This is a genomic window from Nocardia sp. NPDC059240, assembly GCF_042753865.1.
In the GTDB taxonomy this organism is placed as follows: Bacteria; Actinomycetota; Actinomycetes; order Mycobacteriales; family Mycobacteriaceae; genus Nocardia.
Genome location: NZ_JBHZAC010000011.1, coordinates 208095 through 232599 on the forward strand (window position 1 = coordinate 208095; position 24505 = coordinate 232599).

Consider the following 24505-nt stretch of genomic DNA (forward strand, 5'->3'; position numbering starts at 1 on the left):
GGACTACAGATCCTTGACCGTGATTCCGAAGGTATGGGCGAAGACCGGGGCCAGGTCGAACAGCTGCATATTGGTGATGACCGCACCCGAGAGCGATTCCACACCACCGGTGATGCCGAGCGAGCGAGCCTCGCGCAGGTCCACGTTCTTCAACTTGGCGTTGCGCAGCGTCAGCCCGGAGATCTCCGTGCCCGGAAAGCTCACCGCCGTCAGCTTGGCGTCGGTGACGTCCAGATCGCGCAGCACACAGTCCACGAACTTGACCTCGTTGAGCACCGCACCGCGCAGGTTCACCGAATCGAACTTGCAGTTGTGAAAGCTCACCCGCCGCAGCGTCGACCCGAACGCCTCCACCCCGGACAGCGCCGCCAGCACGAATTCCACATCCATCCAACTGGTTTCGGACAGATCGGTGCGAATCCAGCGGGTACTGCCCAGCCACACGTCGTTGAACCGCGAATACCGGAAGAACCCGCCGGTGACCGTGGTCGCCGACACCGCGCACTCGGTGAACGTCACCCCGCGCACCTGCGGATCGTCGAGCGAGAGACCGTCGAAGTGCGCGCAGTCGTAAGCCCCCGCACTCTCGATCTCCTCGCGCGCCTCCAGAAATCGCGCGAACGGCAGATCGGCCAACTCCCGTGGCATATCGCTTCCTTACCGGATCGGATCGAACATCGGATCGAACAAGCGAACCCGACCGTACTCCCGGCCCCGGACAACCCTGCCCAACCACCCCGTGCTCTCGTATGGACCCCACCTGCTACTCCGAGGCGGCTCCGGCCTGCCGATCGACAGTTCAGTGCGCGGCGGGCGGGGTCGCGTCGTCGCCGACGAGGGTGGCCAGGAGGTCACGCAGGGCATGGCGTTGGTCGGATGAGAGGGCGGCGAACATCTCGCCGGCGGCGTCTCGGCGGGCCTGGGACATTTCGGCCAGCACCTTGCGGCCCGCAGTGGTCGGGGTGACCAAGGTGGCGCGGCGGTTGGCCGGATCTGTTTCGCGGGCAACGAGTCCGGCGGTGACGAGGGCGTCGACGACGGTGGTGGCGGAGCGGGGGACGATGCCGAGGTGGTCGGCCAGGGCGGACATGCGCAGGGGTTCGTCGGCGTGCTCGTCGAAGCGGCCGATGATGCGCAGGGCGCGGGCCTGGGCGGGGGTGAGGCCGAGGGGGGCGAGGCGGGCGGACTGGGTGCGGCGCAGGCGTTTGGTGCTGCGGAAGAAGAGTTCGGCCAGGTCGTCGTCGCTGCCCGGGCTCGAGGTTTGTCCGCCGGGGCGGGTGGCCGCGGTCGCGTGGGAGTCGTCGGGGTGACTGCTCGGCATGATCTAGAGCATAACTCATTGTCCCCGGAACAATTATGAGTCAAACTCAGTTACAGCGCATGACTCCGTTCGAAAGGAGGCGCTATGGCTTCATCCACGGACACTGTGGATACACAGACAGAACTCGGCCGGATCGTCCGGCTCTTCCATCCCTATCGCGGGCGGCTGGCCCTGGTCGGCGCCCTCGTCGGCCTGGCCTCGCTGGCCGGGCTGGCCTCACCGTTCCTGCTGCGCGGGATCATCGACGACGCCCTGCCGCACGGTCGCACCGGACTGCTGACCCTGCTGGCCGCGGGCATGATCGCGGTGGCCGCGCTCAACAGCGTGTTCGGCGTGCTGCAGACCTACATTTCGACCGCCGTCGGGCAGAACGTCATGCACGATCTGCGCTCGGCGGTGTACGCGCGGCTGCAGTCCATGCCGCTGGCGTTCTTCACCACCACTCGCACCGGCGAGGTGCAGTCGCGCATCGCCAATGACATCGGCGGGATGCAGTCCACGGTCACTTCGACCCTCACCTCGCTGGTCTCCAACTTCACCTCGGTCGTCGCCTCGGTGATCGCCATGTTCGCGCTGGACTGGCGGCTCACCCTGGTCTCACTGGTGATGCTGCCGCTGTTCGTGTGGATCAGCCGCAAGGTCGGCTCCGAACGCCGCCGCATCACCGGCGAGAAGCAGCGCAAGCTGGCGGGCATGTCGGCCATCGTGGAGGAATCGCTGTCGGTCAGCGGAATCCTGTTGTCGCGCACCATGGGTCGCGCGCCGGCGCTGGTCGACGACTTCACCCGCGAATCGCGCGGACTGGTCGATCTGGAGATCCGCTCCAGCATGGCCGGGCGGTGGCGGCAGTCGACCATCTCGATCGTCATGGCCGCGATGCCCGCGGTGATCTACTGGGCGGCCGGAATGACCGTCGCCTCCGGACATCCCATGGTGTCGATCGGCACCCTGGTCGCGTTCACGACGCTGCAGAGCGGACTGCTGCGGCCGACCGTCATGCTGCTCTCGACCGGTGTCGACATCCAGAGCTCCCTCGCCCTGTTCGGGCGGATCTTCGAATACCTGGATCTGCGACCGGATATCACCGAGCCGAGCAAGCCCGCGAAGCTGCCGAAGCAGGTGTCGGGGGCGGTGCGGTTCGAGCACGTCGGATTCGCCTACGACAGCGATCGAGACGTGTTGAGCGACATCGATATCGACGTGCCCGCTGGAACCAGCCTCGCCATAGTCGGCGAAACCGGTTCGGGCAAGACGACTCTCGGCTACCTGGTGGCCCGGCTGTACGACGTCACCTCGGGGCGGGTCGCCGTCGACGGTGTCGATGTGCGGGACCTGTCCTTCGCCGACCTGTCCACCGCCGTCGGCGTGGTCTCGCAGGAGACCTACCTGTTCCACGCCTCGGTCGCGGACAACCTGCGCTTCGCCAAACCCGAAGCGACGGACGCGGAACTGCACGAGGCGGCTCGCGCGGCGCAGATCCACGAGCACATCATGAGCCTGCCCGACGGCTACGACACCAAGGTCGGCGAACGCGGCTACCGCTTCTCCGGCGGCGAGAAGCAGCGCCTGGCGGTGGCCCGCGCGATCCTGCGCAATCCGCCGATCATGGTGCTCGACGAGGCGACCAGCGCGCTGGACACCCGCACCGAGCGGGAGGTGCAGGCGGCCATCGACGCGCTCTCGGCCAACCGGACCACCATCACCATCGCGCACCGGCTGTCCACGATTCGCGACGCCGACCAGATCGTGGTGCTGGATCAGGGCCGGGTGGTGGAACGCGGCACCCACCGGGAACTGGTGGAGCGCAACGGCTTCTACGCCGATCTACTCGCGCGCGACACCTTCGAGGACGTGGTGGGCGCGCTCGAATAGCGGGTGAAATCCAGAGGAAGGCCCTGCCGTCAACGCCGACGGCAGGGCCTTCTGCTGATCCGGACCGGAGGCCGCCGGGCAACGGCCTACCAGCCCGGCGTGCCGCCGATCGGCACGTTCACCCAGCTGGGCGCATTCGGATCGAGGTCGAGATGCTGTGGCAGCAACTGACTTTCGTTCAGAAGCGGCCGCAGTGGCAGTCCGCGGGGGAAGTTGAAGGCGAACACGTCGACCCGCAGGCGGTGACCCGGTTGCAGGACCGCGTCGGTGGCGGTCAGGCCCAGATCCACGGTGGTCGGCTGTCCCGGCACCAGCGGCTCCCGATCGGCCAGGGTCAGTACCGGGTACGGGTCGGTGTAGTCGCCGTTCGGTGAGCGGGTCGCCTTGTCCTCGTCCACCTTTCGCAGCGACGCGGTCAACTGTCCGGAGGTCAGCACGGTCGAGCGGCCGTCGGGGGCGACATCGTTGAGCGTGGCCGACCAGTAGCCGTCCGTGGCGTCGAGCACCGTGTTCAGGTGCAGGCTCACCGGGCCCGAGATGAGCGTCGGCGCGGCCACCGGCTGCCCGGTGAATGTGAGGCCGTTGAGCTCCATCGGCCGGGCGTCCTTGGCGCAGGCGTCCAGCACGGCGGTGACACCGGCGGTGATCTGCGCCGTGTCCCGCGAGCACAGACTCATGACGCCGGGGCCGACCGTGAGTCGTTGCGGCCCTGCGGGTTCGGTGCTCAGACTGCCGTCGTACACGCTGGTGGCGGTGCCGCTGGGCGCGCCCGACAGGTACATGCGCCGGTAATCGACGTCGGCGCGCGGGAATTCACCGGTCGTGGTCCAGCCGCCACCCTGCTGGAACAGTGTCACCGGGCCGTAGGTGTCGATGCCGTTGTCGATGCCCTTGAGCCACTTGTCGAACCAGGCCCGCTGCAGCACGTCCAGCCGCGGCGGCGCACCGGCCACACCGAAGCCGCTGCCGGGATCGGCGTGATAGGTGTCGCCCATGATCAGCTGTTTCTGCCCGGGCGGCAACGGAATCGCGTTGTAGATGCGCGGTTCGGAGTAAGTGAAGATGTCGTGCCAGCCGCCGTAGACCATGGTCGGCACCCGCACCCGATCCGGGTGACCGAGCCAGCCTGCGCGCAGCGAGCTGTCGGGTTCCAGCAGGCTCCTGAGGTTGTCCGGGATCTCCGGGACACTCTGGATGGTCAGCGCTTGAATGATGTAGTCGAAGAACGTGAACGGGCTCTGCAACCGGTCGGCCAGCCACTTGAAGTCGAAGCCGCCGGAGACGAGCGCGGTCAGATCGGGAACGAGCTTGAGACTGTCCACGCCGAGCAACCACGGTGGGATGAAACCGAATCCGAGCGCGCCGCCGGTGGCCAGCACGTCACGCACCAGGTCGCTGCCAGGTTCCACCGGGAAGATGGCCTTCAGTGCGGCCGGTTGCTGTTCGGCGGCCTGCACCTGGTTGATCGCCGAGTACGAGATGCCGGACATGCCGACCTTGCCGTCGGACCACGGTTGTTGCGCGGCCCAGTCGATGACTTCCACGCTGTCGCGCTGCTCGCGCTCCTGGAAGACCTGCCAGACGCCCTCGGAGAAGCCGGTGCCGCGCACGTCGGCGACGACCTGGGTATAGCCGGATTGGATCAGCTTGCGGTCGGCGGTGAAGACTCGGCCCGCGCCGCCCGGCAGCGTCTTGACCAGGTCGGAGAGTCCGCCGAGGCCGACGCCGGAGAGGTCGAAGCCCTGCAGGAAGCCCGAGAGCGTGTCCGACAGTCCGGGAATCGACAGCGCCGAATCCGCGATCATGGACACGAGTTTGGTGTACGGGGTGAGGTTCACGATGGTGGGCAGCGGGGTGTCGACGATATGCCCGGCGGCGTCCATGGGCCGGTACACATTGGCCTTCAGCACGGTGCCGTCGCTCATGGTGATCGGCACATCCCAGTCGATGTGCACGCCCGGATACTGCGGCGGCGCATCGGCGGTCGCGGTCCAGCCCGCGCCCAGAGCTCCGGCGTCGGGTTCGGCCGTGGCCAGCGGCCGCACCAGTGCCCCGACGGTGACGGCGGTGGCCAGTAGTGCGAGCGCGCCCAGCGTGCGGCCCCTGATCTTCCTGAGTCTCATCCCATCCCCATGACGTCGCTTGGAAACAACTGCGTACCCAACGCAGGACTGTAACGGCCGACACTCTCGTACGCAAACGTGGCGCGTGCCATAGGTTGACCGAATGAGCACAGCAACAGGCGAATTGGCAGGACGAGTGGCGCTGGTGACCGGCGGCGGACGCGGGATCGGGCGGGCGATCAGCCACGCCCTGGCCGCCCGCGGGGCCGCGGTCGCGGTGAACTGGGCACGGGACGAGAAGTCGGCCGAGGAGACCGTGACAGAACTGCGGTCGGCCGGAGCGACCGCGCTGGCCGTGCGCGCACCCGTCGATGACGCGGACGCGGTGGCCGCCATGGTCGACCAGGTGACGAGTGAACTCGGCCCGATCAGCGTGCTGGTCCACAACGGCGGCATCGCGAGTCGCGGACGGACCGTGGCCGATACCGATCCCGCCGAAGTGGAACGCCTGCTGCACATTCAGGCGATCGGGCCGCATCGCCTGACCGGACTCGTATTGCCGGGTATGCGCGGGTGCCCGCGCGGGGACATCATCATGATCAGCAGCGTCGCCGCGCACGGCCTGGGCGCGAACGGCGCGCCCTACAACATGGCCAAGGCGGCACTCGAGGCGCTGGCGCACACCCTCGCGAAGGAGGAGTCCGCCAACGGGATTCACGTCAATATCGTCGCGCCGGGTCTGGTCGCCTCGGATATGGGCGACCGCCTCGCCAAGGCGGTCAGCGGCGGTACCGTCGCCCGCGCCGCCGACCTCGACGCGAGCTCGCCGTTCGGTCATGTCTGCCGACCGGAGGAGGTCGCCGACGTGGTCGCCTTCCTCGTCTCCCCCGCCGCCGGATACCTCACCGGCCAGCGGATCGTGGTCGACGGCGGCGCGTATCCGCACCGCGCCTGACATCGATCGGGGACGTTTGCGAGACCGGTCGGCGAGTCGTCGGCGAAGGTTCAATATCAATTCACGACCGGTCGGTATTACGAGTCCGGCGGACCGGGAAGCGTGGTTAGCTGACCATGCGCCTGCCCTCCGACAGGCCGAAACCGACCGTTCTCGGGAGGATCCCATGCCCACAACCGACAAGCCTTGGCCACAAGGAACTCCGTGTTGGGTCGACTGCTCCGTCGACGATCCCGCCGCCGCGCGGGACTTCTACTCCCAGCTGCTGGGCTGGGACGTGCTCGACAGCCCGCCGGAGGCCGGTGGGTATCTGATGGCCATGCTCGACGGCCGCCCGGCCGCGGGCATCGGGCCCAAGATGGGTCCGGGACCGATGCCGTCGGTGTGGACCACCTACTTCGCCGCCGACAGCGCCGACGCGGTCGCGGGCGCGGTCACGGCGGCCGGCGGCATGGTGTTCATGCCGCCTATGGACGTCATGGACGTCGGCCGCATGAGCATCGCCGCCGATCCCGGTGGTGCGGTGTTCGGCGTCTGGGAAGCCAAGGCACACACCGGCGCCGGGATCTTCAACGAACCGGGCGCGTACTGCTGGAACGATCTGCACACCACCGCGTACGCGCCGTCGCAGGAGTTCTACAAGCAGGTCTTCGGCTGGTCCTTCGAGGAGATCGGTGGCGGCGGCATGACCTACTCCACCTTCGCCGGAGCCGACGGCCGTCCCATGGGCGGCGCTGCCGACACCACCGGGCAACCCGGCCCGGACGCCAACTACTGGCTGACCTGGTTCCAGGTTGCGGGCACCGACGCCGCACTGGAGAAGGCCAAGGAACTGGGCGCGACGGTCATGATGGGACCCGACGACAGCCCGTTCGGACGGATGGGCATCGTGGCGGGACCACAGGGCGAGGTCTTCGGACTCATCGACACCACGGTCACCATCGGCTGAGCCGACTTCCCTGGAATCATCGACAAGGCCGAGTGGCGTTGCGCCACTCGGCCTTTCACCTGTCAGGGTTCAGGTCACCTGTCAGGGCTCAGGAGAACAGGCGCGCCACGAACGGCACGCTGTCGGCCAGCGACGCGATCATGGCGCCACTGTGATCCTTGCCCGGGTACACGTGCACCTCGGGATGTGTTCCGGCGACGGCCATGTCGGCCACCAGCTTGGCGGTCAGCGGCGCGGGCACATCGGTGTCGTTGGTGCCCTGGCCGATGAACAGCGGACGGTCGTAACCGGTCAGCGGCACATCCATGACCGTGCGCGCGACGGGCACGAAATCGCCCTCGGACAGCGGCTTGGACACCAGCTGGTTGAGCGAGACGCCGGTGGCGCGGTCGGCCATATCGGCGAAGCAGAGCGTCTGCCCGTCGGTCACCAGTTGCTTGCCGAGCGGGGTGAGGTAGCTGTCGAGATCGAAGTCCGGGCGCGCGGCCTTCAGGCCGTTGAGCACATAGGTGGCGTAGGCGGTGATGTGCGAGGAACCGATGGGCGGGGTGTTGGGGCCGATCAGGGTCGCGGCGTCGACGATATTGGAGGCCGGGCCGGTGGCCACCGCGCCGCGGTAATCCAGTTCGGGCGCATAGGAAGTCGCGAGCGAGGCGGTGAAAACCGTTGCGCCGCCGCCCTGCGACTGGCCGATGGCCACCCACTTCTGCGCGAGGGTGTCGTTCACAGCATGCGCGGCGCGGACCATGTCGATGGCGGCGTGAGCCTCGGCGCGGCCGTCGAGGTAGGCGTGCACGCCGGGGGTGCCCAGTCCGATGTAGTCGGTGGCGACGATGGCGTAACCCTGCTTCAGCCAGGTGGCGAGGAAGCCGTTGTCGCGGTCGGAGCGGCCCGTGACCGAGGGCGCGCAGTCGTCGCCGATGCCGACGGTGCCGTGCTCCCAGGACAGCACCGGCCAGCCGCCGGGCGGCGGGGTGCCCGCGGGGGTGAACACGACGCCGGTGGACAACGCCGGGGTATCCGAAGAGTCGCGGGTCCAATAGGTGAGTTTGCGTGCCGAACCCGTGCCGTCGATCCATAGGTTCTGCGGTAGCGCCTCGTCGCCGATCACGGCGCCCGGGGCCTGTCCGGCGGTAGCGGGCGGGTCGGCCAGGGCGGTGGCGGTCACCGGGCCGGTGGCCAGCAGTGCCGCCGAGACCAGCGTGATCACGGTGCGTCGGGTCATCGGTGGGTCCTCTCGTAACTCATCTCGCCTTGGTGTCACAGTGAGACACTTCGGCCAGACTATCCTGTGAAGTGTCACATTGAGACACCAGGGTGGGCGACACGGCAACGAGAGGGTGGAATGACGGCACCGACCGGGCTGCGCGAACGAGAAAAGGCCAGGGTACGAGGCGAATTGATCGACGCCGCGCTGCTGCTGTTCGAACACCGCGGCTTCGAGCAGACCACCGTGCAGGAGATCGCCGACGCCGCCCACGTCTCGCGCCGCACCTTCCACCGGCATTTCCCCTCCAAGACGGCCGTCGTGTTCGCCCACGAGGAAGACGTGATGGCCCACCTGCTGGCCGCCCTGGACCTGCGCCCGCCGACCGAAGCGGTGTTCGCCGCCTTACGAGCCGCCCTGCGCGACTTCCTGCTCGACGACTCCCAAACCGAACTGCGCCGTCGCCAGGCCGACACCGCCCGCCGCGCCCGCCTGGTCCTGATCACCAATCCGCAACTGCGCCAAGAGAACTTCACCGGCGCCTTCGGCCGCCGCGACGCCCTGGCCCGCAACTTCGCCCACCGCGGCGGCCTGCCCGAAGACGATCTCCGCGCCAAACTCGCAGCCTCCACCTGCTTCTCAGCCTTCGGCGTGGGTTTGGACCACTGGGTGACCCAGCCGGATCCCTCGGTCCACGGCCTCTACGAGATCCTCGACAACACCGTCGCCGCCCTGCAGCACGGCCTCGAAATCGACTCGGCGACAGGCTCTGCTGCATCCTGAACGAGACGGCGGCGTGAACGAGGCGACAGCGCGGCAGCCGGAATCCGCCACATGCAGCGCAGATTCCGGTCGTACCGCCGGATGGCAGGTGGCCGGGATCAATCCGGATTCGCCGCAGCCCTCCGAGCCCGCCCGGCGACCGTCGGCCAGGAGGTGGACGGCCACGGGATGGCAGACCGATACTGCCGGTGGCGAGCCGGAATCCACCACGGGCAGAGTGGATTCCGGTCCCGCGCACGCTGGGGAACCGAGGCGCGGTGTCCTGGTTCAGGAGATGGCGGGCTGGAGTGCCGCCGTGGCGTCGTTGATATGCAGGACGGCGTCGGCTCGCTCGAGCAGGTCCGGGGTCAGGGGGAAGTGGCCGTGTGGGATGACATCGGTGCGGGGCGTGCCGGTCATCGCCCCTGCGGTCAGTCCCAAGGTGGGGATGCGGGTGTCCAAGAGAGCCTCGTAGCTGCCCGGGGGCGGCGCATCGAGACCGAAAGTGGCGCTGCGGCCGAGGCTTCCGGCGATGAAGGTGTAGTCGAGGTCGCCCAGGGCGTCGACGATCGCTCCCGCGCTGGACCAGGTGTGCTCCTGGTCGGGCAGGGGCATCACGCTCTGGACGCGTTGCAGATGCAGGTTGTGGGAGAAAACGAGGGTCGGACCCCGGCGGGCCTCGAGGCGGCGGATGGCGAGCAGGTTGTGGGCCATGAGCGTGTCGCGGACGGCCAGCAGCGGGGTGACGCGCACGGCCGCAGGCAGGGGCTTGGCGCATTGTGCGTGGTAGCGGAGCAGCCCCAGGCCGGCGGTGAGATGTGTTTCAGCCCTGAACCATTGGCTGCGGGAGGTGGCGGCGATGAGTTCCGGGGCGCGTCGGTGGAGGTCGAAGAGCAGGTCCTCTCCGAGCTCGCGCAAGCGGCGTGCTTCGGGGGTCGCGCCCGGGGACATGGCCGGGTCGAGGACGGATTCCGGGCGGCTCCAGCGGTGGTCATCTCCGGCCAGGCTCGCTACGTCGTGGTCGAGACCGAGGTAGTCGCGACCGAACTCCAGGTAGGGGCGCGGGCTGGGCGCGCTGTAATTCTCGGTGGGAGCGTCGAATCCGTGGAACGTCACCCGGTCTTCGGGCGGGCGGGTGCGATTGTGGTCGCGGATCCAGGCGACGAGCTCCCGGTTGGTCTCGCGCTCGCCCCATTCGTGGGAGAAGCCCGCGCGGACGACCTGTTCGAGGTCGCCGGGGTCACCCTGCACGTAGTCGTTGACGGTGAGCGCGGCGACGCGGTCGATCTCGAGGGCGATCGAGCGGAAGCCGTGCTCGACCAGCCGGGCGAAGAGTTCGTTGCGGATCCGGGCGAAAGCGGGTTCCTGGTGCGTCGGCTCTCCCAGGCCGAGCAGCTCACATGAGGCGGGGACGAAGTCGCGAATGTCCTGAGTCATGTCCATGAATCGTATCGTTGAAACGTCGATTGGCAGTCGGACTGATGTTTCCCCAGTTCAATGTCCGGTGCCGCCCGGTAAAGTCTCAAACCGATGTCCAACCTGCGTCCCGCCGACCTGGCCCGTGCGCACGGCCTGTCGACCCAGGCTGTGCGCAACTACGAAGACGCCGGATTCCTGCCGCCCGCCACCCGCACGGCGAGCGGCTACCGGATCTACTCCGAAACCCACGCGGTAGCCCTCGACGCGTTCCTCGCGCTGGTACGGGCGCACGGGCACGCGACGGCGGGCCGGATCATGACCGCCGTCCACGCCGGCGACCTGGACACCGCGCTGCTGCTCATAGACCGCGGCCACGAACAGTCGTTGCGGGACCGCGACACCCTCGACACCGTCCGCCGGGCCGTGCACCACCTGACCGCCGAAACCGACGTCACCCCACCGCCTTCCGACACCGATGCCTGGAGTGTCGGCGAACTCGCCCGCCATCTGGAGCTGACCGCGGCGACGCTACGCAAGTGGGAGCGCGCCGGAATCCTGCTTCCCGCAAGGGAATCGGCGACCGGCTACCGCCGCTACAGCGCGGAGGACCGCCGTGACGCCGAGCTCGCCCACCTGCTGCGCCGCGGCGGCTATCCGCTGGCCCGGATTGCCACCGTGGTCGCGCAGGTACGCGCGGCCGGCGGCACCGATTCCCTGGCGCGAGCCCTGGCAGACTGGCGCGACCGACTGACCGCGCTGAGCCTGGCCCGGCTCGACGCGGCCGGTCTATTCGGTCGCTACCTGCGCCTGCGCGAGGGTTAGTGAGAGGCCGTGCGCACGGGCTGTTCCAGGCCGCGCGCAGGCGTCAGAGCAGGCCGCGCAGGCGCAGGTCCGTCACGTACTTGTCGATGAGTTCCCTTGTCAGGTGCGGGATGTCGCCGTTGGGGCCGAGCTTCGCCTGTTGGACGGCGGCTTGGAATCGTTTGGCAGGGAGGATCGAGCCGGGGATGGGCAGGCCGGGGCGGTGGTAGGCGTGCAGGAGCGGCTGCACCGAGGCGGTGCGCTGGTGTTCGGGCAGGGTGCGCAGGGCGGTGTCGAAGCGGGTGAACCAGTCGCGGTAGTCGTCGATGCGGTCGATGGGGTGGCCGGATTCGATGAGCCAATCCACGAATTCGTCGAGGGAGATGCCGTCGTCGTGCGGGTTGAGGACGTCGTAGGTTTCGAAGCCCTCGGTCACGCGGGCACCCAGGGTGGTGATGGCGGCGGCGGTGAAGTCGGCGGGCAGGCCGTCGTAGTGGGCGCGGCGGCGGTTGCCGTGGGAATCCAAGGCATAGAACGATTTCGGGGCCAGGCCGGTGGCGAGCACACTGAGCAGCAGGCGGGTGAACATGTCGGGCAAATTGAGTTGCCCGGCGAAATCGCTGTGCGCCAGGATCATGTCCGAGCGGAACACCGCCACCGGGAGCCCGCACAGGTCGTGCGCCTCGCGTAGCAGCACCTCACCGGCCCACTTGCTGTTGCCGTAGCCGTTGGCGTACCCGTCGTCGAGCGAACGCACGGCGCTGATCTCGCGGATGTCGCCGTCCTCGGTGAACACGGCCGGATCGATGGTCGCGGCGACTGCGACGGTGGACAGGTAGGTGACGGGCTTGCGGGTAGTGGTCAGCGCCAGCCGGATCACCTCGGCGGTGCCGACCACGTTGGGCCCGAACAGCTGGCCGTAGGGCAGCACGTGATTGACCAGGGCCGCGGGGTGCACGATGAGATCGACGGCGTCGGCGAGATCCTGCCAATCCTCTTGGCTCAGACCGAAATTCGGTTCGCCGATATCGCCGGGCAGCACCCGTAGCCGCCGCTGCGCCAGCGCACGGTAGTGCCGTGTCAGTTCGGGATCGCCGCTGTCGAATACCTCGTCCAGCCGTTGCCGGGCGGCCTCGGCGTCGCGGCCACGAATGATGCACACGAGGGTGCCGTCGGTCTCGTCCAGGCGCTGCAGCCATTCCAGGCACAGGAAGCGGCCCAGGTAGCCGTTGGCACCGGTCAGCAGCACCGTGCGTGGCGGCTGCGGGGCGAGGGGCAGCGCGGGCGCCGACGACAACGTGGCAGCGTCGATGAACCGGTCGAGAGTGAGTTCGGCGGCGCGAATCTCGGTGCCGTCGTGGATGGTTGCGGCCGTCGGCCGGGTTCCGCCGGAGTCGCGTTCGGCTTCGATGTGCGCGGCCAGCTGGGCCAGCGCGTTGGCCGGGCTGACGATGACGCCGACGGGCACCTCGACGTCGAAGAGGTCGCGCAACAGCGTCGAGAACGACAGTGCCGACAGCGAATCCCCGCCCAGATCGGTGAAATGCGCGTCGGGCCGCGGCTCCTCGCCGCCGAGGATCGCCCGGGCGGCCCGGCACACCGTCTCGAGCACCGGCGCGTCGGCGGCCGACGCACGCAGGGCGGCGAGCTCGTTGTCCTGCTGTTGCGCCAGCTCGGTGTAGAGCTCCTCCAGGCGTGCGCCGTAGCGTTCTTTCAGCTTGGGCCGCAAGTGTTTTCCGATGCCGGACAACAGCCCGTTCTCCTGCGTGAACGGTTCGTCCTCGAGCAGGAAGGCGCGCGGGATCTCATACGATTCCAGCTCCGACGCCTTGGCGATGTCCTGCAGCGACGCGGTGATGGCCGCGGTGCGGACGGCGGGCTCGAGCGCGCGGGCCGCCTCGGTCGGCACGATCACCGCCAGCAGCTGCGAGCGTTCGCTGGAGCCGTGCACGAAGATCTGGGCGATGAGCGGGCTGGTGGCGTAGGCGGCCTCCAGCTTGGCCACGGTGACGAACTCGCCCTGCGACAGCTTGAGCACATTGTTGCGGCGGTCCACGTACACCAGGTAGTCGGGCCGGACCTCGGCGACGATATCGCCGGTGCGGTAGAAGCCGTCCGCGTCGAAGATCTCGGCGGTCACCTCGGGCCGTTTGAAGTAGCCGGGGATCTGCATCATCGACTTCACCAGCAGCTCACCGCGCGGATGCGGCTTGTCGGTGGAGAAGTAGCCGAGCTCGGGCACATCCTCGAGGCGGTAGTCGAGCACCGGTGGGCGGCGGATCTCGTTGTCGATGAGGATGCCGCCGCCGGCCTCGGTGGAGCCGTAGCCGTCGATCACCGGCTGCCCGAGCACCGAGTTCATGAACTCCTTCATCTCCGCGGAGATGGGCGCGCTGCCGACCATGACGCGGGCCAACCGCCCGCCCAGGAAGTCTTCGCGCAGTGCGGTTTTCACGGCGATGTCGGCAGCGTCGGCGGATTCACCGGCGGCGCGGCGGCGCGCGGTGTCGCTCTGGTAGCGCTGGAACACCATGTCGCATACGCGCGGCACGAAGAACAGTTCGGTGGGGCGGACCAGGGCGATGTCCTCGAACAGGGTCGACATATCGCTGGAGGCGGCGAAGTAGGCGGTGCCGCCGCGCGAGTAGGTGCCGGTCAGCACCATGCGCCCGGCCACGTGACTCAGCGGCATGTAGCAGAAGTTCAGGACCGGAGCGGGAATGATGGTGGGGCCCTGCCACATTCCGGCCAGCAGACGGTGCGGGTACATCGCACCCTTGGGGGTTCCGGTGGAGCCGGATGTGTAGATGAGCAGGGCGAGCTCGTCGTCGTCGGCCGGTGTGTGCAGCGGGACCTCCGGCAGTGTGGCGCCCCGATCGGCCACGGCGGCAAACGATTCCACGGTGACGGTGCCCGACTGTTCGGCGCGGCGCTGGGCGGCGGCGAAGATCTCGGCCTGCCGGTCGTCCTCGGGTTCGAAGTCGAAGACCACGAGCGAGGTCACCGGTGTGCCGCTCAGAACACAGTCGAGTGCGGGTTCGAGCAGCTCCAGACTCACCGCCAGGGTCCGCGACCCGGTTTCAGTGAGGATCGAATGCCATTGCGCGGCAGTCGCGCTCGACTGCAGGGGCACGGCGACCAGGCCCAGCCGGATGGCGGCGAGTTCGACGGCCGCGAAATCACCGCTGGCGAAGCCGAGGACGGCCAGGAAGTCCGCGGCGCGCACGGGATTCCGTTCGTCGTGATGCAGTCCGGCGGCGAGATGACCGGCGCGCGACCACAGTTCGCCGTAGCTGATGGTCCGGTATTCGGGCAGCAGCCGGCGGGTGCGCCGCCCGTCGGCGTCGAGGACGATCTCGGTGGCGCGCTCGCCGATGGCCGGACGCTCGGCGTAACCCTCCATCAGGGTCGCCGCCACCTGCGCCAGACCCAGACCGGGCCGGCGGGCAGCCTCGGCCACCTCGGGATTCGGCATGGCGACGCGGATCTGCTCGTCGGCCATCAGGCGCTCGAAGCGCTTGGCGATCTCGGCGTGCGCGAGCCTGTCGGCCAGCCGCTGGTTGAGTTCCGCGCGTGCGTTGTCGTCGACCATGAACTGCCTCCCTGGATCCGCGCCGGAACGACTCGCGCAGCCATCATGCAGCGATCATGAATGGCGAGTTGCGTTCCGGCGACCGGATTTCACCCGTCAATTAGCGTTGCTAACTATTCAACGATGCGCGGGTGTGGAGAGAAAGTCAAGAACCCCGCGGCGCATCCCTGCCAGGATGCGCCGCGACACGACGGCGTGCTACTTGTAGCCCAGATCGGCCACCGCGGCATCGATCAGATCGGCGATCGCCGCGGGCTGCGAGGCCAGCGAGGCATGGCTCGCGGCCAGCTCCACGGTCCGGCGCGGATTCATGCGCTCGGCCATGCGGCGCTCATTGTCCGGGTTGATCATGCGGTCCTCGGTGGAGACCTGGTACCAGACCGGCTTCGACCGCCAAGCCGGGACGGTGACCGTGTCACCGAAGGTGGAACCGAGCGGGGCCTTCTGGGTCACGGCCATGACCAGCGCCTCGTCCTCGGACAGGTCCTGGCAGAAGCCGCCGTGGAACTTGTCCTGCTCGATCCACAGGTAGCCGTCGGAATCCGGCGCGATGACATCCACCGCCGCGGGCGGCAGCTGCTCGGTGAGCTGCCCCGGGCTCTCCCCCGCATCCGGCGCGAAGGCCGCGACATAGACCAGGCCCTCGACATTGTCTTCGTTGCCGGCCTCGGTGATGACCGCGCCGCCGTACGAGTGCCCCACCAGCAGCACCGGACCCGCGACCTGCCGCACCATCTTGCGGGTGCGTTCGGCGTCGTCGGCCAGGGAGGTGAGCGGGTTCTCCACCGCGTGCAGTGACTCGTAGCCGCGCTTGCGCAGCTCCACGATCAGTTTGGCCCAGTGGGCCGCGCCGCCCCAGAATCCGTGCACCAGAACTATCGCGGGCTTGTCCGCCATGGCGTTTCTCCTCTCGAAGTGCTGATCCTTATCGCTTCCCGGGTTGCGGGATTTACGCTAGTCGGATGATGGGGCAAAGACCATGACGGAATCGCCGCGAAAATTTGCCGATTCACCGGAAACGGCGGAGTTGGATGCGCTCTCGGAGATCCTCGAGACGGTGCGGCTACGGGGCCGGACCGTGAGCCGCCACAGCGCCGAACCCGGTGCGCCGGTGCGGTTTCCGGCCAGTCGGGTGCTGCACATCGTGGAGCGGGGAGCGGTGCGGGTGCGGGTCGAGGGTGAATCCGCCGACACCACAGTCGCTTCCGGGGACATGGTGGTGCTGGCCCGCGGCGACACACACGAACTGGAGGCCGTCGACGGGCCCGCCTCCTGGGTGACCGGCTCGTTCCTGGTGGACGAACCACAGGCGGCCCCACTACTTTCCGTGCTCGCGCCCGCGATCGTCATCTGCGGCACCGGACCCGGCCGGGAATGGTTGCCGCTGAGCCTGGAACTACTGCTGGTCGAGGTCACCGAGCCCAGACCCGGTGCGGCCGCGATGATCTCGCGAATCCTGGATCTGCTGTTCATCCACGCCCTGCGCGCCTGGTCCACCGATGCCGCAGCACCCGGATGGCTCACCGCCGCACTGGATCCCGCCCTCGCGCCGGTCCTGACCGCCATCCACCGCTCCCCCGCCGCCCCTTGGTCGGTATCGGATCTCGCGGGCCTGGCGGCTATGTCGCGCACCACCTTCACCGACCGCTTCACCCGCCGCATGGGCCAGCCACCGGCCGCCTACCTGGCCGACCGGCGACTGGCCCGCGCCGCGACCCTGTTGCGCACCACCACAATTCCGATCGCGGCACTGGCCCATCAGGTCGGTTACGACTCCGAGGCCGCGTTCAGCCGCGCCTTCCGGCGGCGCTACGACGTCCCGCCCCTGCGCTACCGCAAGGGGACGGGCAGCTGAATTAGCGCCGGGTGGCGGAGGACAGTCGCAGCCGCCGACCAGGCATGGACGATGCCCGGTCGGCGGCCGATCGCGTCGACGATCACGGAATCCGCTGGTCCAGCTGCGGATTCATGGGAACGTCGGGGTCAGACCAGTGCGTCGTCGGTTGCGCTGGGTTCGGCGGCAGGACGGTCGGTGCGCAGCAGCAGGCCGCAGCCGAGGGCGGCCAACACCATGACCAGCGCACCCGCCACGGCCATGCTGTTCATGCCCGAGGTGAAGGCCGCGCGGGCGGCGGCGAGCAGCGCGTCACCGGTCGCGCCGGGCAGGGTGGCGCTGACACCCACTGCACCGCCGAGGGTTTCGTGGACGGTGTGCGCCGCGGCGGCGGGCAGGTCGGCGGGGACCGCGCGGTCGACGTGGTGTTCGTAGACGGCCGCGCCGATACTGCCGAGCACGGCAATGCCCAATGCGCCGCCGAATTCGCCGCCGGTTTCGAGGACCGCGGACGCGGCACCAGCCCGCTCGGCCGAGACCGTGCCGATCGCCAGGTCGGTGACCAGGGTCATCACCATCACCAGGCCCGCGCCCAGCAGTCCGGCGGCGATCAACACCAGCACCAGCGAATGCACGCCCACCAAGGCCATGACCGCGAAACCTGAAGCCGCGATGAGGAATCCGGCGGCGACCACGGGCCCGGGACCGACCTTTGGTGCCAATGCGGCCGCCAACGGGGCTGCACCACCCACCAACACGGCAGGGGCCAGCGACCACAGGGCTGCGATGAACGGGCTCAATCCGAGGACCGATTGCAGATACTGGGTCACGAACACCGCGTTGCCGACCAGAGCGAACATCCCGAGCAGCTGCGCCAGCACCGACACCGAGTAGGCGCGGCGGGCGAAGAGTGCGGCATCCAGCATGGAGTCGGGAACTCGCCGCTGCCGGATCGCGAAGACCACGCCGACCGCGACACCGGCCAGCAGGATCAGCAGCCGCACCGGGGTGAATCCGTTGGCGGCCCACTCTTTCAGGCCGTAGATGACCGGGATGACCGCGCCCAGTGACAAGGCGGCACTCGGCCAGTCGAACCGTTCCGGGCGCGCCCCACGGAATTCCGGCAGCAGCAGCGGGGCCGCCACCAGCAGTGCGATCATGGCCGGGATATTGACCAGGAACACCGATCCCCACCAGAAGTACTGCAGCAGTGCGCCACTGAGCACGGGACCGATCGCGACACCACCGGTCATCACCCCGGCCCACACGGCCATGGCCTTGGTGCGGTCAGCGTCATGGGTGAAGATGTTGCGGATCAGCGCCAGGGTCGACGGCATGAGCGTGGCCCCCGCGATACCCAGCACCGCGCGAGCGGCGATGAGCGCCTCCGCGTTCGGCGCGTAGGCCGCCGCGAAGGAGGCGACGCTGAAGCCGACCGCACCGATCAGCAGCAGCCGGCGTCGCCCGATCCGGTCGCCGAGCGCACCCATGGTGAGCAGCAGTCCGGCCAGCACGAAGCCGTATACGTCGAAGATCCACAGTTGCTGTGTCGCACTGGGATCGAGATCGCGGACGATGAACGGCACCGCGAAATACAGCACCGAGACATCCATGGAGACCAGCAGCAACGGCAGGACGAGCACCGCGAGCGCGATCCATTCCCGCCGACCCGCACGCCGGTTTTCTTCGCTGTTCATCGACTGTCGTGACTTTCGTTCCGGGAGAAGCAAACCGGCGTCAGCCTGCCCGGACCGGCTGGCAGGCCCCTGGTAGCTGCTTGCCAGCACGCTGCCAGCCCACCCGGCCACCATGACCGGTCGAGCTCCGTTCCATCCCGCACCGGCCCGACACATCCGTTCGGGCGATGCCTGTTCGCTCCGGGCTGAGCAGCGCGCAGAGCGCGCGGTGATCCGATGGGTCACACTCGAACCGCACACATCCGACGAATTGCCCGAGGAACCATGCCCAACCTCCCCGACGACGCGCTGCGCGTCGAATCCCCTGCGCGTTACCGGATCTCGAATACGGCGGCCTTCTGGCTGTTGGCGGTCGCGCTGGGGCTGTTGCTGTTCGCGTCGGCGGCGCCCTCGCCGATGTATCCGGTGTATCAGCAGATGTGGCATTACTCGTCGCTGGTTTCGACCGGGGTGTATGCCGCCAATGCCGTTGCGCTGCTGGTGACACTGCTGTTCGCGGGGTCGCTGTCGGATCACATCGGGCGGCGGCCGGTGCTGGTGGCGGCGGTGCTGGTGGAGTTGGCGGGCACGCTGGCCTTCGCCGAAGCCCAGTCGGTGACCTGGCTTTTCACCGCCCGCATCGTGCAGGGCGTCGCGACCGGGCTGGCCACCGGCGCGATCACCGCGACCCTGATCGACCTGCAGCCCGCCGAATCCCGGCTGGGCGCTTTGATGACGAATGTGGCCGCGGGTGGCGGGCTCGCGGTCGGCGCGATCAGCTCCGGACTGCTGGTCGCCTACGCGCCCGCGCCGACCCGGCTGGTGTACTGGCTGCTGGCGGCGGCCTTCACCGTCATCGTGATCGGGGTGCTGCTGATCCCGGAGACGGTGCGGCCCGACGGGCAGGGGATGGCGTCGCTGAAACCCAGAGTGTCGGTGCCGCAATCGGTTCGGGCGGCATTCATCACCCTGGTGCCGTCGATCTCGGCCACCTGGGCGTTGGGCGGGCTCTACCTGGCGCTCGGCGGAGCGCTCATGCGGGTGCAGTTCCATGTGTCGACGCCGCTGGCGGGCGGGCTGGTAGTGGTTGCGCTGCAGGGCACCTCGGCGGTGACCGCGCTGCTGGCTCGGGACTGGACCATCGATCAAGCGCTGCTGCGCGGGCCGATCCTGCTCATGACCGGTGTCTCGGTGGCATTGCTCGGGGCGGCGACACATTCGGTGTGGCTGTTCTTCGCGGCCAGCATCGTGGCCGGGATCGGGTTCGGGCCGTCGTTCTCGGGGGCGCTGCGCATGCTCACCGGGCTGGCTCCCGCCGAGGCACGCGCGGAAGTGGTGACGGCCATCTACGTGGTGTCGTATCTGTCGCTCAGTGTTCCGGCCGTGATCGCCGGACTGTGCGTGCAGCGCTTCGGGCTGGCCGCCACCACCTACGGGTACGGGTTCATCGTGATCGCGCTCGAGGCGGTCGCCATGGTCGGTTCGCTGCGTCACCGCTCACCGCATACCGCGCTGGCCGGGCATCTGTGCCCCGCGCCCTGCCCCGGTTCGGTCGCCCCGATGCCGCGTGTCGTGTCCGCGCACCCGTGACGCCACACCGGTGACATATGCCCTGGGTCGAGCCTGACCTGTCTTGTTAAGGTGGACAGATGATTTCCACCCGTCAGGCTTGGCGTCGGCTGCTCTAGCAGCCCGATGAACCATGACCACGGGCTGTACGCAGCCCGTTCTCCTGACCGGACCGGCAGCTCGTGCAGTCCTCGCTGAACCACAGGAGTTGTACGGTGACCACCCCTTCGGATTCCTTCGCCGCCACCCGCGACCGCAGTGACGAACTCGCCGCCGAGGTAGCCGCCCACCCCGACCGCTTCCGCGTCCTCACCGGCGAACGCCCCACCGGCAGACTGCATCTGGGCCACTACTTCGCCACCATCCGCGAACGAGTCCGCCTCCAGGCCCTCGGCGTCGACCTCTGGGTCATCCTCGCCGACTACCAGGTCATCACCGACCGCGACAGTCTCGGCGCCGTCCGCGAAAACGTCCACAGCGCCGTCCTCGACTACGCCGCCGCCGGCATAGACATGACCCAAGCCACCATCTTCACCCACTCCGCAGTCCCCGCCCTCAACCAACTCATGCTCCCCTTCCTGAGCCTGGTCACCGAGGCCGAACTGCACCGCAACCCCACGGTCAAAACCGAACTGGCAGCCTCCGGCCGAGCCCTCAGCGGATTGTTGCTCACCTACCCCGTCCACCAGGCGGCCGACATCCTCTTCTGCAAAGGCAACCTGGTCCCGGTGGGCAAAGACCAACTCCCCCACCTCGAACTAACCCGAGTCATAGCCCGCCGCTTCAACGAACGCTACGGCCACGTCTTCCCCGAACCCCAAGCATTGCTCACCTCCACCCCCGAAATCCCCGGCCTGGACGGCCGCAAAATGTCCAAGAGCTACGGCAACGCCATCTCACTGTCGATGACCGCCGACGAAACCGCCACCCTGATCCGCCGCACCCCCACCGACTCCACCCGCACCATCACCTTCGACCCCGAATCCCGCCCCGGAGTCTCGGCATTGCTCACCACAGCGGCCCTCTGCCTAGGCAGCGACGAACAAACCTTGGCCGACAAACTCGGCGACAGCGGCAGCGGCGCCCTCAAAAAGCTGGCCACTGAAGCCGTCAACGACTACTTCGCCCCCCACCGAGCCCGCCGCGAAGAACTAGCCGCCAACCCCGACTTCGCGAGCGACATCCTCCGAGCGGGCAACCACCGCGCCAACGAATTCGCCGAACGCACCCTCGGAGAAGTCCGCACCGCCATGGGCACCCTCTACTAACCCCCACCAAGATCAGGGTGTACTCACCGCGGCGAACCAGACAAATTCCCGCAGTGACTACACCCTGATCTTGAAGACACCGCCCGGATCCAAGTCACATCCAACAAGGATCAACCACCCAGCGCGATCGGGTTGTAAGCCAACGCTTTATCGACGATCTGCTCGGGTGTGAGCCGAGGGTTGGAGTCGTCCCAGAAGATGTAGTCACCGACCCTCGGGTCGGCAACAGCATCTTTCAGAGTCCTGAGCCACTCATCCTGTTGACTCTCGTCGCCCTGCCCCTCATACAGCCGGTTCACAAGGTCGACAAGCTGCGCTCGATCGACTCCAGTCATCTCGAAATCCCTTATCCCAGAGGTTCAACCGCAACTGTCCGGCCGAGGTGCACAGGTTCGGAACGTCGTGGCGTCGATGAGACCCGCCCGCCCGAGAGCAGCGACCAACTCATCGGTGATGAACATTGCGCCCCAGGGGCCGATCTCGTCGCGCATTGCTCCGAGGGCGCGAATCTTTGCTGGAGCCCTTCGGGCTCTGCCACAGATTCCTGACTTAATCGACCCGTCGATCATGAACCCCAGGCTCCGACCGCCCGATCGACAAGCATTAGCCGGACCTTCGACAGCTATGACGCCTAGCGGTGAGCGACTTAGGCTGCGTGGCGGATGAATTCGAGGATCAGCGGGAGGTCGGCGGTGGTCAACGGGCGGGCCTGCGGGCCGGCGAGGTCCTTCTCGATCAGCGATCGGATGTAGGCGGACTGATTCATCCCCAGTTCGGTGGCCCGCGCCTTGCAGCGGCGGTCCAGTGATGCGGGGAGTTTGATCGAGCGGGGCACGATCGTGTCACCGCTGTCCGCGCCCGGGTCCGGAATCATCTCTTCGGCCTGCGCGGGGTCGAGGATCAGTCGCTGGGTCAGGGCCGCGACCTCGTCGGGGGTCATATTCTCGAAGTCATTCATTGCGGGCCTCCCATTGCTCGAATTCAGGGATCAGTTCCGGCGTTGGATGAAACGCATTGATGACGTAAATGTCCTTGCCGTCGATGCGGGCCAGTAGCAACAACGGTAGTCCGTTGTCCGTGCGCCCCATCAGCACCGACGCCTTCAGCCCTGTCGCGTCGTCGACGGCGGGCACGAACCACACTCGCCGCTCTCCCACGAGCCAAGCACTGACCAGGTCGTATACGTCGTCTATGTCGATACCGGACTGGGCCAGCAGATGCGCCAACCCCCAATACCATGTGATCGCCACATCCCAGACTACCACAGACTACCGACACCGGACTGCCGGGATGTACACATACACAGCGGTCACATACGTACTCGCCTATTCCGAGACCCACTGTTCAGTTTGCGGTGCTGGCGGATTGGTGGCCAGGATTGGGGAGCTTGTACAGCTGGGCGCGGATGATCATGACGTATGCATGACACTGAAGCCCATTACATCCCGAATTCCTTGTCCCGACAGTCGGATTCTTGCGACATGCGGCGGGTCGACGAACTCGGATGCGCGGCCGTAGCGAAGCAATCCGTCGATGACCAGGTCGACCTGGACGTCATCGCCATTTCCGGTCCGTCCCTTGATCACCCTGTCCCCAACCCGCACGGTTCCTTCAATGCATCGCACATCCAGGATCGCAGCACGATTACCGTCGATCTCGATCCTATTGATCTCAAAAGCTCCGCCCGTCGCCACACTGAACTCCTTCGCCTTCATTTTCCATTCAGGTGTAGTAGGGAAGTTTGAGGCCTTGTTTCTTCATCATGTCCTGGTAGGAGAGGTCCATGGCGGTGACGGTTTCGAGGGCTTCGCGGAGGGTGAAGAGGGCGTCTTCGATGTTGCCGGCGGCCAACTCTGATTCTGCTTCCTCCAGGACACCTCGGAGGATGTTGAGGCTGTCGCCCTGGATGGACAGGCCTGGGAACTTTCGGGGTTCCCATTTGACCAAGGCGTAGTTGCCCTGGGCGTCGAGGACTCGCGATTCGAACTCCATGCTTCGGGAGGCTAGTCTTCGAGGGCGGAGTAGACGGTGGTTAGGAAGTCGGGGCCTAGGGGGCTGCGCCATTCGGCGGCGATGATGATGTTGGCGGATTGGACGAAAAGTAGGGCTACCAGGTCCTTTTCGGGGTCGGCGTGCCAGTCGGTGCCTAGGCCGCCGGGCCAGGAGAGGGTGCCTGGCGAGGGGACACCGGCATTGGGCTCGGTTTGGATTTTCACGCCGTAGCCGAAACCTTGGTCTGACCAGATGGCCTGGCCCAGTGGGGGGTTGAAGGGTGGGGTCGCGTGTTGTTCGGGGGTGAGGTGGTCGCGGGTCAGGGCCGATACCAGCTCGGTGGAGAGGATGCGGGTGCCGTTGAGTTCGCCGCCGTTGAGGAGCATGTGGGCGAAGCGGGAGTAGTCGTCGGCGGTGGAGACGAGACCTGCACCGCCGGAGGGGAATAGGGGGTCGGTGGCCCAGGCGGTGGTGGCGGGGCGGTCGAGTTCGGTGGAGTCGGGGCCGTAGAGGACGCTGAGGCGGGCTCGCTTCGCTTCGGGGACGGTGAAGCCGGTGTCGATCATGCCCAGAGGATCCAGGACTCGTTCGCGGAGAACGGTTTCCAGAGGTTGGCCCGTTACCCGGGTGAGCAGGATGCCGAGGACGTCGGAGGCGGTGTGGTAGCGCCACACGGTGCCGGGCTGGGCGATCAGGGGTAGCTCGCCGAGCTTGCGCAGCCACTCGTCCGGGGACAGCTTCTCGGCGTTCGGGACGCCGATCGCGCCGGCGATGGGATCGGCTGTGAGGGCGAACAGTTGGGGGGCGAGGGTGGAGATGCCCCAGCCGAGGCCGAAGCGGTAGGTGAGGAGATCTTCGAGGGTGATGGGGCGCTCGGCGGGGACCACGTCGTCGAGGGGGCCTTCGGGGTCGCGGAGAACGGTGCGGTTCGACAGTTCGGGAAGCCACGGGTCGATCGGGTCGTGCAACCCGATCAGGCCGTCCTGGACCAGGGTCAGCGCGGCTACCGCGGTGATCGGTTTGGTCATGGAGGCGATGCGGAAGATGGTGTCGCGCTGCATCGGGAGGTCGGCGGCATGGTCCCGCCGGCCGACTGCATCAACCTGGGCGAGTTCGCCGTGGCGGTAGATCATCGCTACCGCGCCGGCCACTTCGCCGCGCTCGACGTAGCCCTCGAGGACTTCGCGCACCTTCGCCAGGCCGTCGGCCGAAAAACCGTTCACCA

General features: G+C 67.7%; 22 protein-coding genes. 8 read left to right on the plus strand and 14 right to left on the minus strand.

Going from position 1 to position 24505, the window contains the following annotated elements; genetic code table 11:
* Positions 1 to 3: 3 nt before the first annotated feature.
* Both ACFXHA_RS34850 and ACFXHA_RS34855 read right to left on the minus strand, forming a co-directional pair.
* A complete protein-coding gene (locus tag ACFXHA_RS34850) occupies positions 4 to 648 on the minus strand; it encodes a pentapeptide repeat-containing protein (RefSeq protein WP_379363782.1) in 645 nt (214 codons plus the stop codon).
* 151 nt (positions 649 to 799) lie between these two features.
* Positions 800 to 1321: a MarR family winged helix-turn-helix transcriptional regulator gene (locus ACFXHA_RS34855; RefSeq protein WP_379363784.1), complete on the minus strand. Its 522-nt coding sequence runs from the start codon at positions 1319 to 1321 to the stop codon at positions 800 to 802.
* Between the two features lie 84 nt (positions 1322 to 1405).
* On the opposite strand from ACFXHA_RS34855, the gene ACFXHA_RS34860 reads away from it, so the two are divergent.
* Positions 1406 to 3193 carry an ABC transporter ATP-binding protein gene (locus ACFXHA_RS34860; RefSeq protein WP_379363785.1) on the plus strand — a complete coding sequence of 596 codons (1788 nt, stop codon included), beginning with the start codon at positions 1406 to 1408 and terminating at the stop codon, positions 3191 to 3193.
* Between the two features lie 86 nt (positions 3194 to 3279).
* Here the strand turns inward: ACFXHA_RS34860 and ACFXHA_RS34865 are convergent, their stop codons facing one another.
* Positions 3280 to 5316: a CocE/NonD family hydrolase gene (locus ACFXHA_RS34865; protein ID WP_379363787.1), complete on the minus strand. Its 2037-nt coding sequence runs from the start codon at positions 5314 to 5316 to the stop codon at positions 3280 to 3282.
* A gap of 103 nt (positions 5317 to 5419) precedes the next feature.
* Here ACFXHA_RS34865 and ACFXHA_RS34870 point away from each other — a divergent pair, with 103 nt between their 5' ends.
* Entirely contained in the window at positions 5420 to 6211 is a 792-nt protein-coding gene (locus tag ACFXHA_RS34870) for an SDR family NAD(P)-dependent oxidoreductase (RefSeq protein WP_379363789.1), read from the plus strand.
* A 166-nt stretch (positions 6212 to 6377) separates the two neighbouring features.
* On the plus strand, positions 6378 to 7160 hold the full coding sequence (locus ACFXHA_RS34875) for a VOC family protein (RefSeq protein WP_379363791.1): 783 nt from the start codon (positions 6378 to 6380) through the stop codon (positions 7158 to 7160).
* A gap of 88 nt (positions 7161 to 7248) precedes the next feature.
* On the opposite strand, the gene ACFXHA_RS34880 is transcribed toward ACFXHA_RS34875, so the two are convergent.
* On the minus strand, positions 7249 to 8385 hold the full coding sequence (locus tag ACFXHA_RS34880) for a lipase family protein (protein ID WP_379363793.1): 1137 nt from the start codon (positions 8383 to 8385) through the stop codon (positions 7249 to 7251).
* Between the two features lie 120 nt (positions 8386 to 8505).
* On the opposite strand from ACFXHA_RS34880, the gene ACFXHA_RS34885 reads away from it, so the two are divergent.
* Complete coding sequence (locus tag ACFXHA_RS34885; RefSeq protein ID WP_379363795.1) at positions 8506 to 9150, plus strand: TetR family transcriptional regulator; 645 nt, start codon at positions 8506 to 8508, stop codon at positions 9148 to 9150.
* Between the two features lie 267 nt (positions 9151 to 9417).
* On the opposite strand, the gene ACFXHA_RS34890 is transcribed toward ACFXHA_RS34885, so the two are convergent.
* A complete protein-coding gene (locus ACFXHA_RS34890; RefSeq protein ID WP_379363797.1) occupies positions 9418 to 10566 on the minus strand; it encodes an erythromycin esterase family protein in 1149 nt (382 codons plus the stop codon).
* Between the two features lie 93 nt (positions 10567 to 10659).
* Here ACFXHA_RS34890 and ACFXHA_RS34895 point away from each other — a divergent pair, with 93 nt between their 5' ends.
* Entirely contained in the window at positions 10660 to 11370 is a 711-nt protein-coding gene (locus ACFXHA_RS34895; protein WP_379363799.1) for a MerR family DNA-binding transcriptional regulator, read from the plus strand.
* A gap of 43 nt (positions 11371 to 11413) precedes the next feature.
* Here the strand turns inward: ACFXHA_RS34895 and car are convergent, their stop codons facing one another.
* Together car and ACFXHA_RS34905 are read right to left on the minus strand one after the other, a co-directional pair.
* Complete coding sequence (gene car / locus ACFXHA_RS34900; RefSeq protein WP_379363801.1) at positions 11414 to 14941, minus strand: carboxylic acid reductase; 3528 nt, start codon at positions 14939 to 14941, stop codon at positions 11414 to 11416.
* Positions 14942 to 15139: 198 nt separating this feature from the next.
* On the minus strand, positions 15140 to 15838 hold the full coding sequence (locus ACFXHA_RS34905; RefSeq protein ID WP_379363803.1) for an alpha/beta hydrolase: 699 nt from the start codon (positions 15836 to 15838) through the stop codon (positions 15140 to 15142).
* An 82-nt stretch (positions 15839 to 15920) separates the two neighbouring features.
* Between ACFXHA_RS34905 and ACFXHA_RS34910 the strand changes: the two genes are divergently transcribed.
* The gene (locus ACFXHA_RS34910; RefSeq protein ID WP_379363805.1) at positions 15921 to 16796 is read left to right on the plus strand and encodes an AraC family transcriptional regulator; all 876 of its coding nucleotides are present in this window, start codon (positions 15921 to 15923) and stop codon (positions 16794 to 16796) included.
* A 128-nt stretch (positions 16797 to 16924) separates the two neighbouring features.
* On the opposite strand, the gene ACFXHA_RS34915 is transcribed toward ACFXHA_RS34910, so the two are convergent.
* On the minus strand, positions 16925 to 18472 hold the full coding sequence (locus ACFXHA_RS34915; protein ID WP_379363806.1) for an MFS transporter: 1548 nt from the start codon (positions 18470 to 18472) through the stop codon (positions 16925 to 16927).
* A 264-nt stretch (positions 18473 to 18736) separates the two neighbouring features.
* Between ACFXHA_RS34915 and ACFXHA_RS34920 the strand changes: the two genes are divergently transcribed.
* Positions 18737 to 20041: an MFS transporter gene (locus ACFXHA_RS34920; RefSeq protein ID WP_379363808.1), complete on the plus strand. Its 1305-nt coding sequence runs from the start codon at positions 18737 to 18739 to the stop codon at positions 20039 to 20041.
* 194 nt (positions 20042 to 20235) lie between these two features.
* Positions 20236 to 21288: a tryptophan--tRNA ligase gene (gene trpS, locus ACFXHA_RS34925; protein WP_379363810.1), complete on the plus strand. Its 1053-nt coding sequence runs from the start codon at positions 20236 to 20238 to the stop codon at positions 21286 to 21288.
* A gap of 110 nt (positions 21289 to 21398) precedes the next feature.
* On the opposite strand, the gene ACFXHA_RS34930 is transcribed toward trpS, so the two are convergent.
* The 6 genes from ACFXHA_RS34930 to ACFXHA_RS34955 all read right to left on the minus strand — a co-directional run bounded on the left by ACFXHA_RS34930 (position 21399) and on the right by ACFXHA_RS34955 (position 24503).
* The gene (locus tag ACFXHA_RS34930) at positions 21399 to 21623 is read right to left on the minus strand and encodes a hypothetical protein (RefSeq protein WP_379363812.1); all 225 of its coding nucleotides are present in this window, start codon (positions 21621 to 21623) and stop codon (positions 21399 to 21401) included.
* A 311-nt stretch (positions 21624 to 21934) separates the two neighbouring features.
* Positions 21935 to 22246: a hypothetical protein gene (locus tag ACFXHA_RS34935; protein ID WP_379363814.1), complete on the minus strand. Its 312-nt coding sequence runs from the start codon at positions 22244 to 22246 to the stop codon at positions 21935 to 21937.
* The gene (locus ACFXHA_RS34940) at positions 22239 to 22514 is read right to left on the minus strand and encodes a hypothetical protein (RefSeq protein WP_379363816.1); all 276 of its coding nucleotides are present in this window, start codon (positions 22512 to 22514) and stop codon (positions 22239 to 22241) included. Before ACFXHA_RS34940 ends, ACFXHA_RS34935 begins: the two co-directional genes overlap by 8 nt.
* A gap of 183 nt (positions 22515 to 22697) precedes the next feature.
* On the minus strand, positions 22698 to 23003 hold the full coding sequence (locus tag ACFXHA_RS34945; RefSeq protein ID WP_379363818.1) for a hypothetical protein: 306 nt from the start codon (positions 23001 to 23003) through the stop codon (positions 22698 to 22700).
* A gap of 7 nt (positions 23004 to 23010) precedes the next feature.
* On the minus strand, positions 23011 to 23280 hold the full coding sequence (locus ACFXHA_RS34950; protein ID WP_379363820.1) for a DUF6959 family protein: 270 nt from the start codon (positions 23278 to 23280) through the stop codon (positions 23011 to 23013).
* An 11-nt stretch (positions 23281 to 23291) separates the two neighbouring features.
* A complete protein-coding gene (locus tag ACFXHA_RS34955; RefSeq protein ID WP_379363822.1) occupies positions 23292 to 24503 on the minus strand; it encodes a serine hydrolase domain-containing protein in 1212 nt (403 codons plus the stop codon).
* Between the last annotated feature and the right edge of the window lie 2 nt (positions 24504 to 24505).

Bases quoted from the DNA above. Each gene is read 5' to 3' on its own strand.
- car (WP_379363801.1), bottom strand. From the start codon at position 14,941: ATGGTCGACGACAACGCACGCGCGGAACTCAACCAGCGGCTGGCCGAC.
- ACFXHA_RS34865 (WP_379363787.1), bottom strand. From the start codon at position 5,316: ATGAGACTCAGGAAGATCAGGGGCCGCACGCTGGGCGCGCTCGCACTA.
- ACFXHA_RS34885 (WP_379363795.1), top strand. From the start codon at position 8,506: ATGACGGCACCGACCGGGCTGCGCGAACGAGAAAAGGCCAGGGTACGA.
- ACFXHA_RS34850 (WP_379363782.1), bottom strand. From the start codon at position 648: ATGCCACGGGAGTTGGCCGATCTGCCGTTCGCGCGATTTCTGGAGGCG.
- ACFXHA_RS34910 (WP_379363805.1), top strand. From the start codon at position 15,921: ATGACGGAATCGCCGCGAAAATTTGCCGATTCACCGGAAACGGCGGAG.
- ACFXHA_RS34930 (WP_379363812.1), bottom strand. From the start codon at position 21,623: ATGACTGGAGTCGATCGAGCGCAGCTTGTCGACCTTGTGAACCGGCTG.
- ACFXHA_RS34880 (WP_379363793.1), bottom strand. From the start codon at position 8,385: ATGACCCGACGCACCGTGATCACGCTGGTCTCGGCGGCACTGCTGGCC.
- ACFXHA_RS34875 (WP_379363791.1), top strand. From the start codon at position 6,378: ATGCCCACAACCGACAAGCCTTGGCCACAAGGAACTCCGTGTTGGGTC.
- ACFXHA_RS34920 (WP_379363808.1), top strand. From the start codon at position 18,737: ATGCCCAACCTCCCCGACGACGCGCTGCGCGTCGAATCCCCTGCGCGT.
- ACFXHA_RS34945 (WP_379363818.1), bottom strand. From the start codon at position 23,003: ATGAAGGCGAAGGAGTTCAGTGTGGCGACGGGCGGAGCTTTTGAGATC.
- ACFXHA_RS34890 (WP_379363797.1), bottom strand. From the start codon at position 10,566: ATGACTCAGGACATTCGCGACTTCGTCCCCGCCTCATGTGAGCTGCTC.
- ACFXHA_RS34855 (WP_379363784.1), bottom strand. From the start codon at position 1,321: ATGCCGAGCAGTCACCCCGACGACTCCCACGCGACCGCGGCCACCCGC.
- ACFXHA_RS34905 (WP_379363803.1), bottom strand. From the start codon at position 15,838: ATGGCGGACAAGCCCGCGATAGTTCTGGTGCACGGATTCTGGGGCGGC.
- ACFXHA_RS34915 (WP_379363806.1), bottom strand. From the start codon at position 18,472: ATGAACAGCGAAGAAAACCGGCGTGCGGGTCGGCGGGAATGGATCGCG.
- ACFXHA_RS34895 (WP_379363799.1), top strand. From the start codon at position 10,660: ATGTCCAACCTGCGTCCCGCCGACCTGGCCCGTGCGCACGGCCTGTCG.
- ACFXHA_RS34870 (WP_379363789.1), top strand. From the start codon at position 5,420: ATGAGCACAGCAACAGGCGAATTGGCAGGACGAGTGGCGCTGGTGACC.
- ACFXHA_RS34935 (WP_379363814.1), bottom strand. From the start codon at position 22,246: ATGAATGACTTCGAGAATATGACCCCCGACGAGGTCGCGGCCCTGACC.
- ACFXHA_RS34950 (WP_379363820.1), bottom strand. From the start codon at position 23,280: ATGGAGTTCGAATCGCGAGTCCTCGACGCCCAGGGCAACTACGCCTTG.
- ACFXHA_RS34860 (WP_379363785.1), top strand. From the start codon at position 1,406: ATGGCTTCATCCACGGACACTGTGGATACACAGACAGAACTCGGCCGG.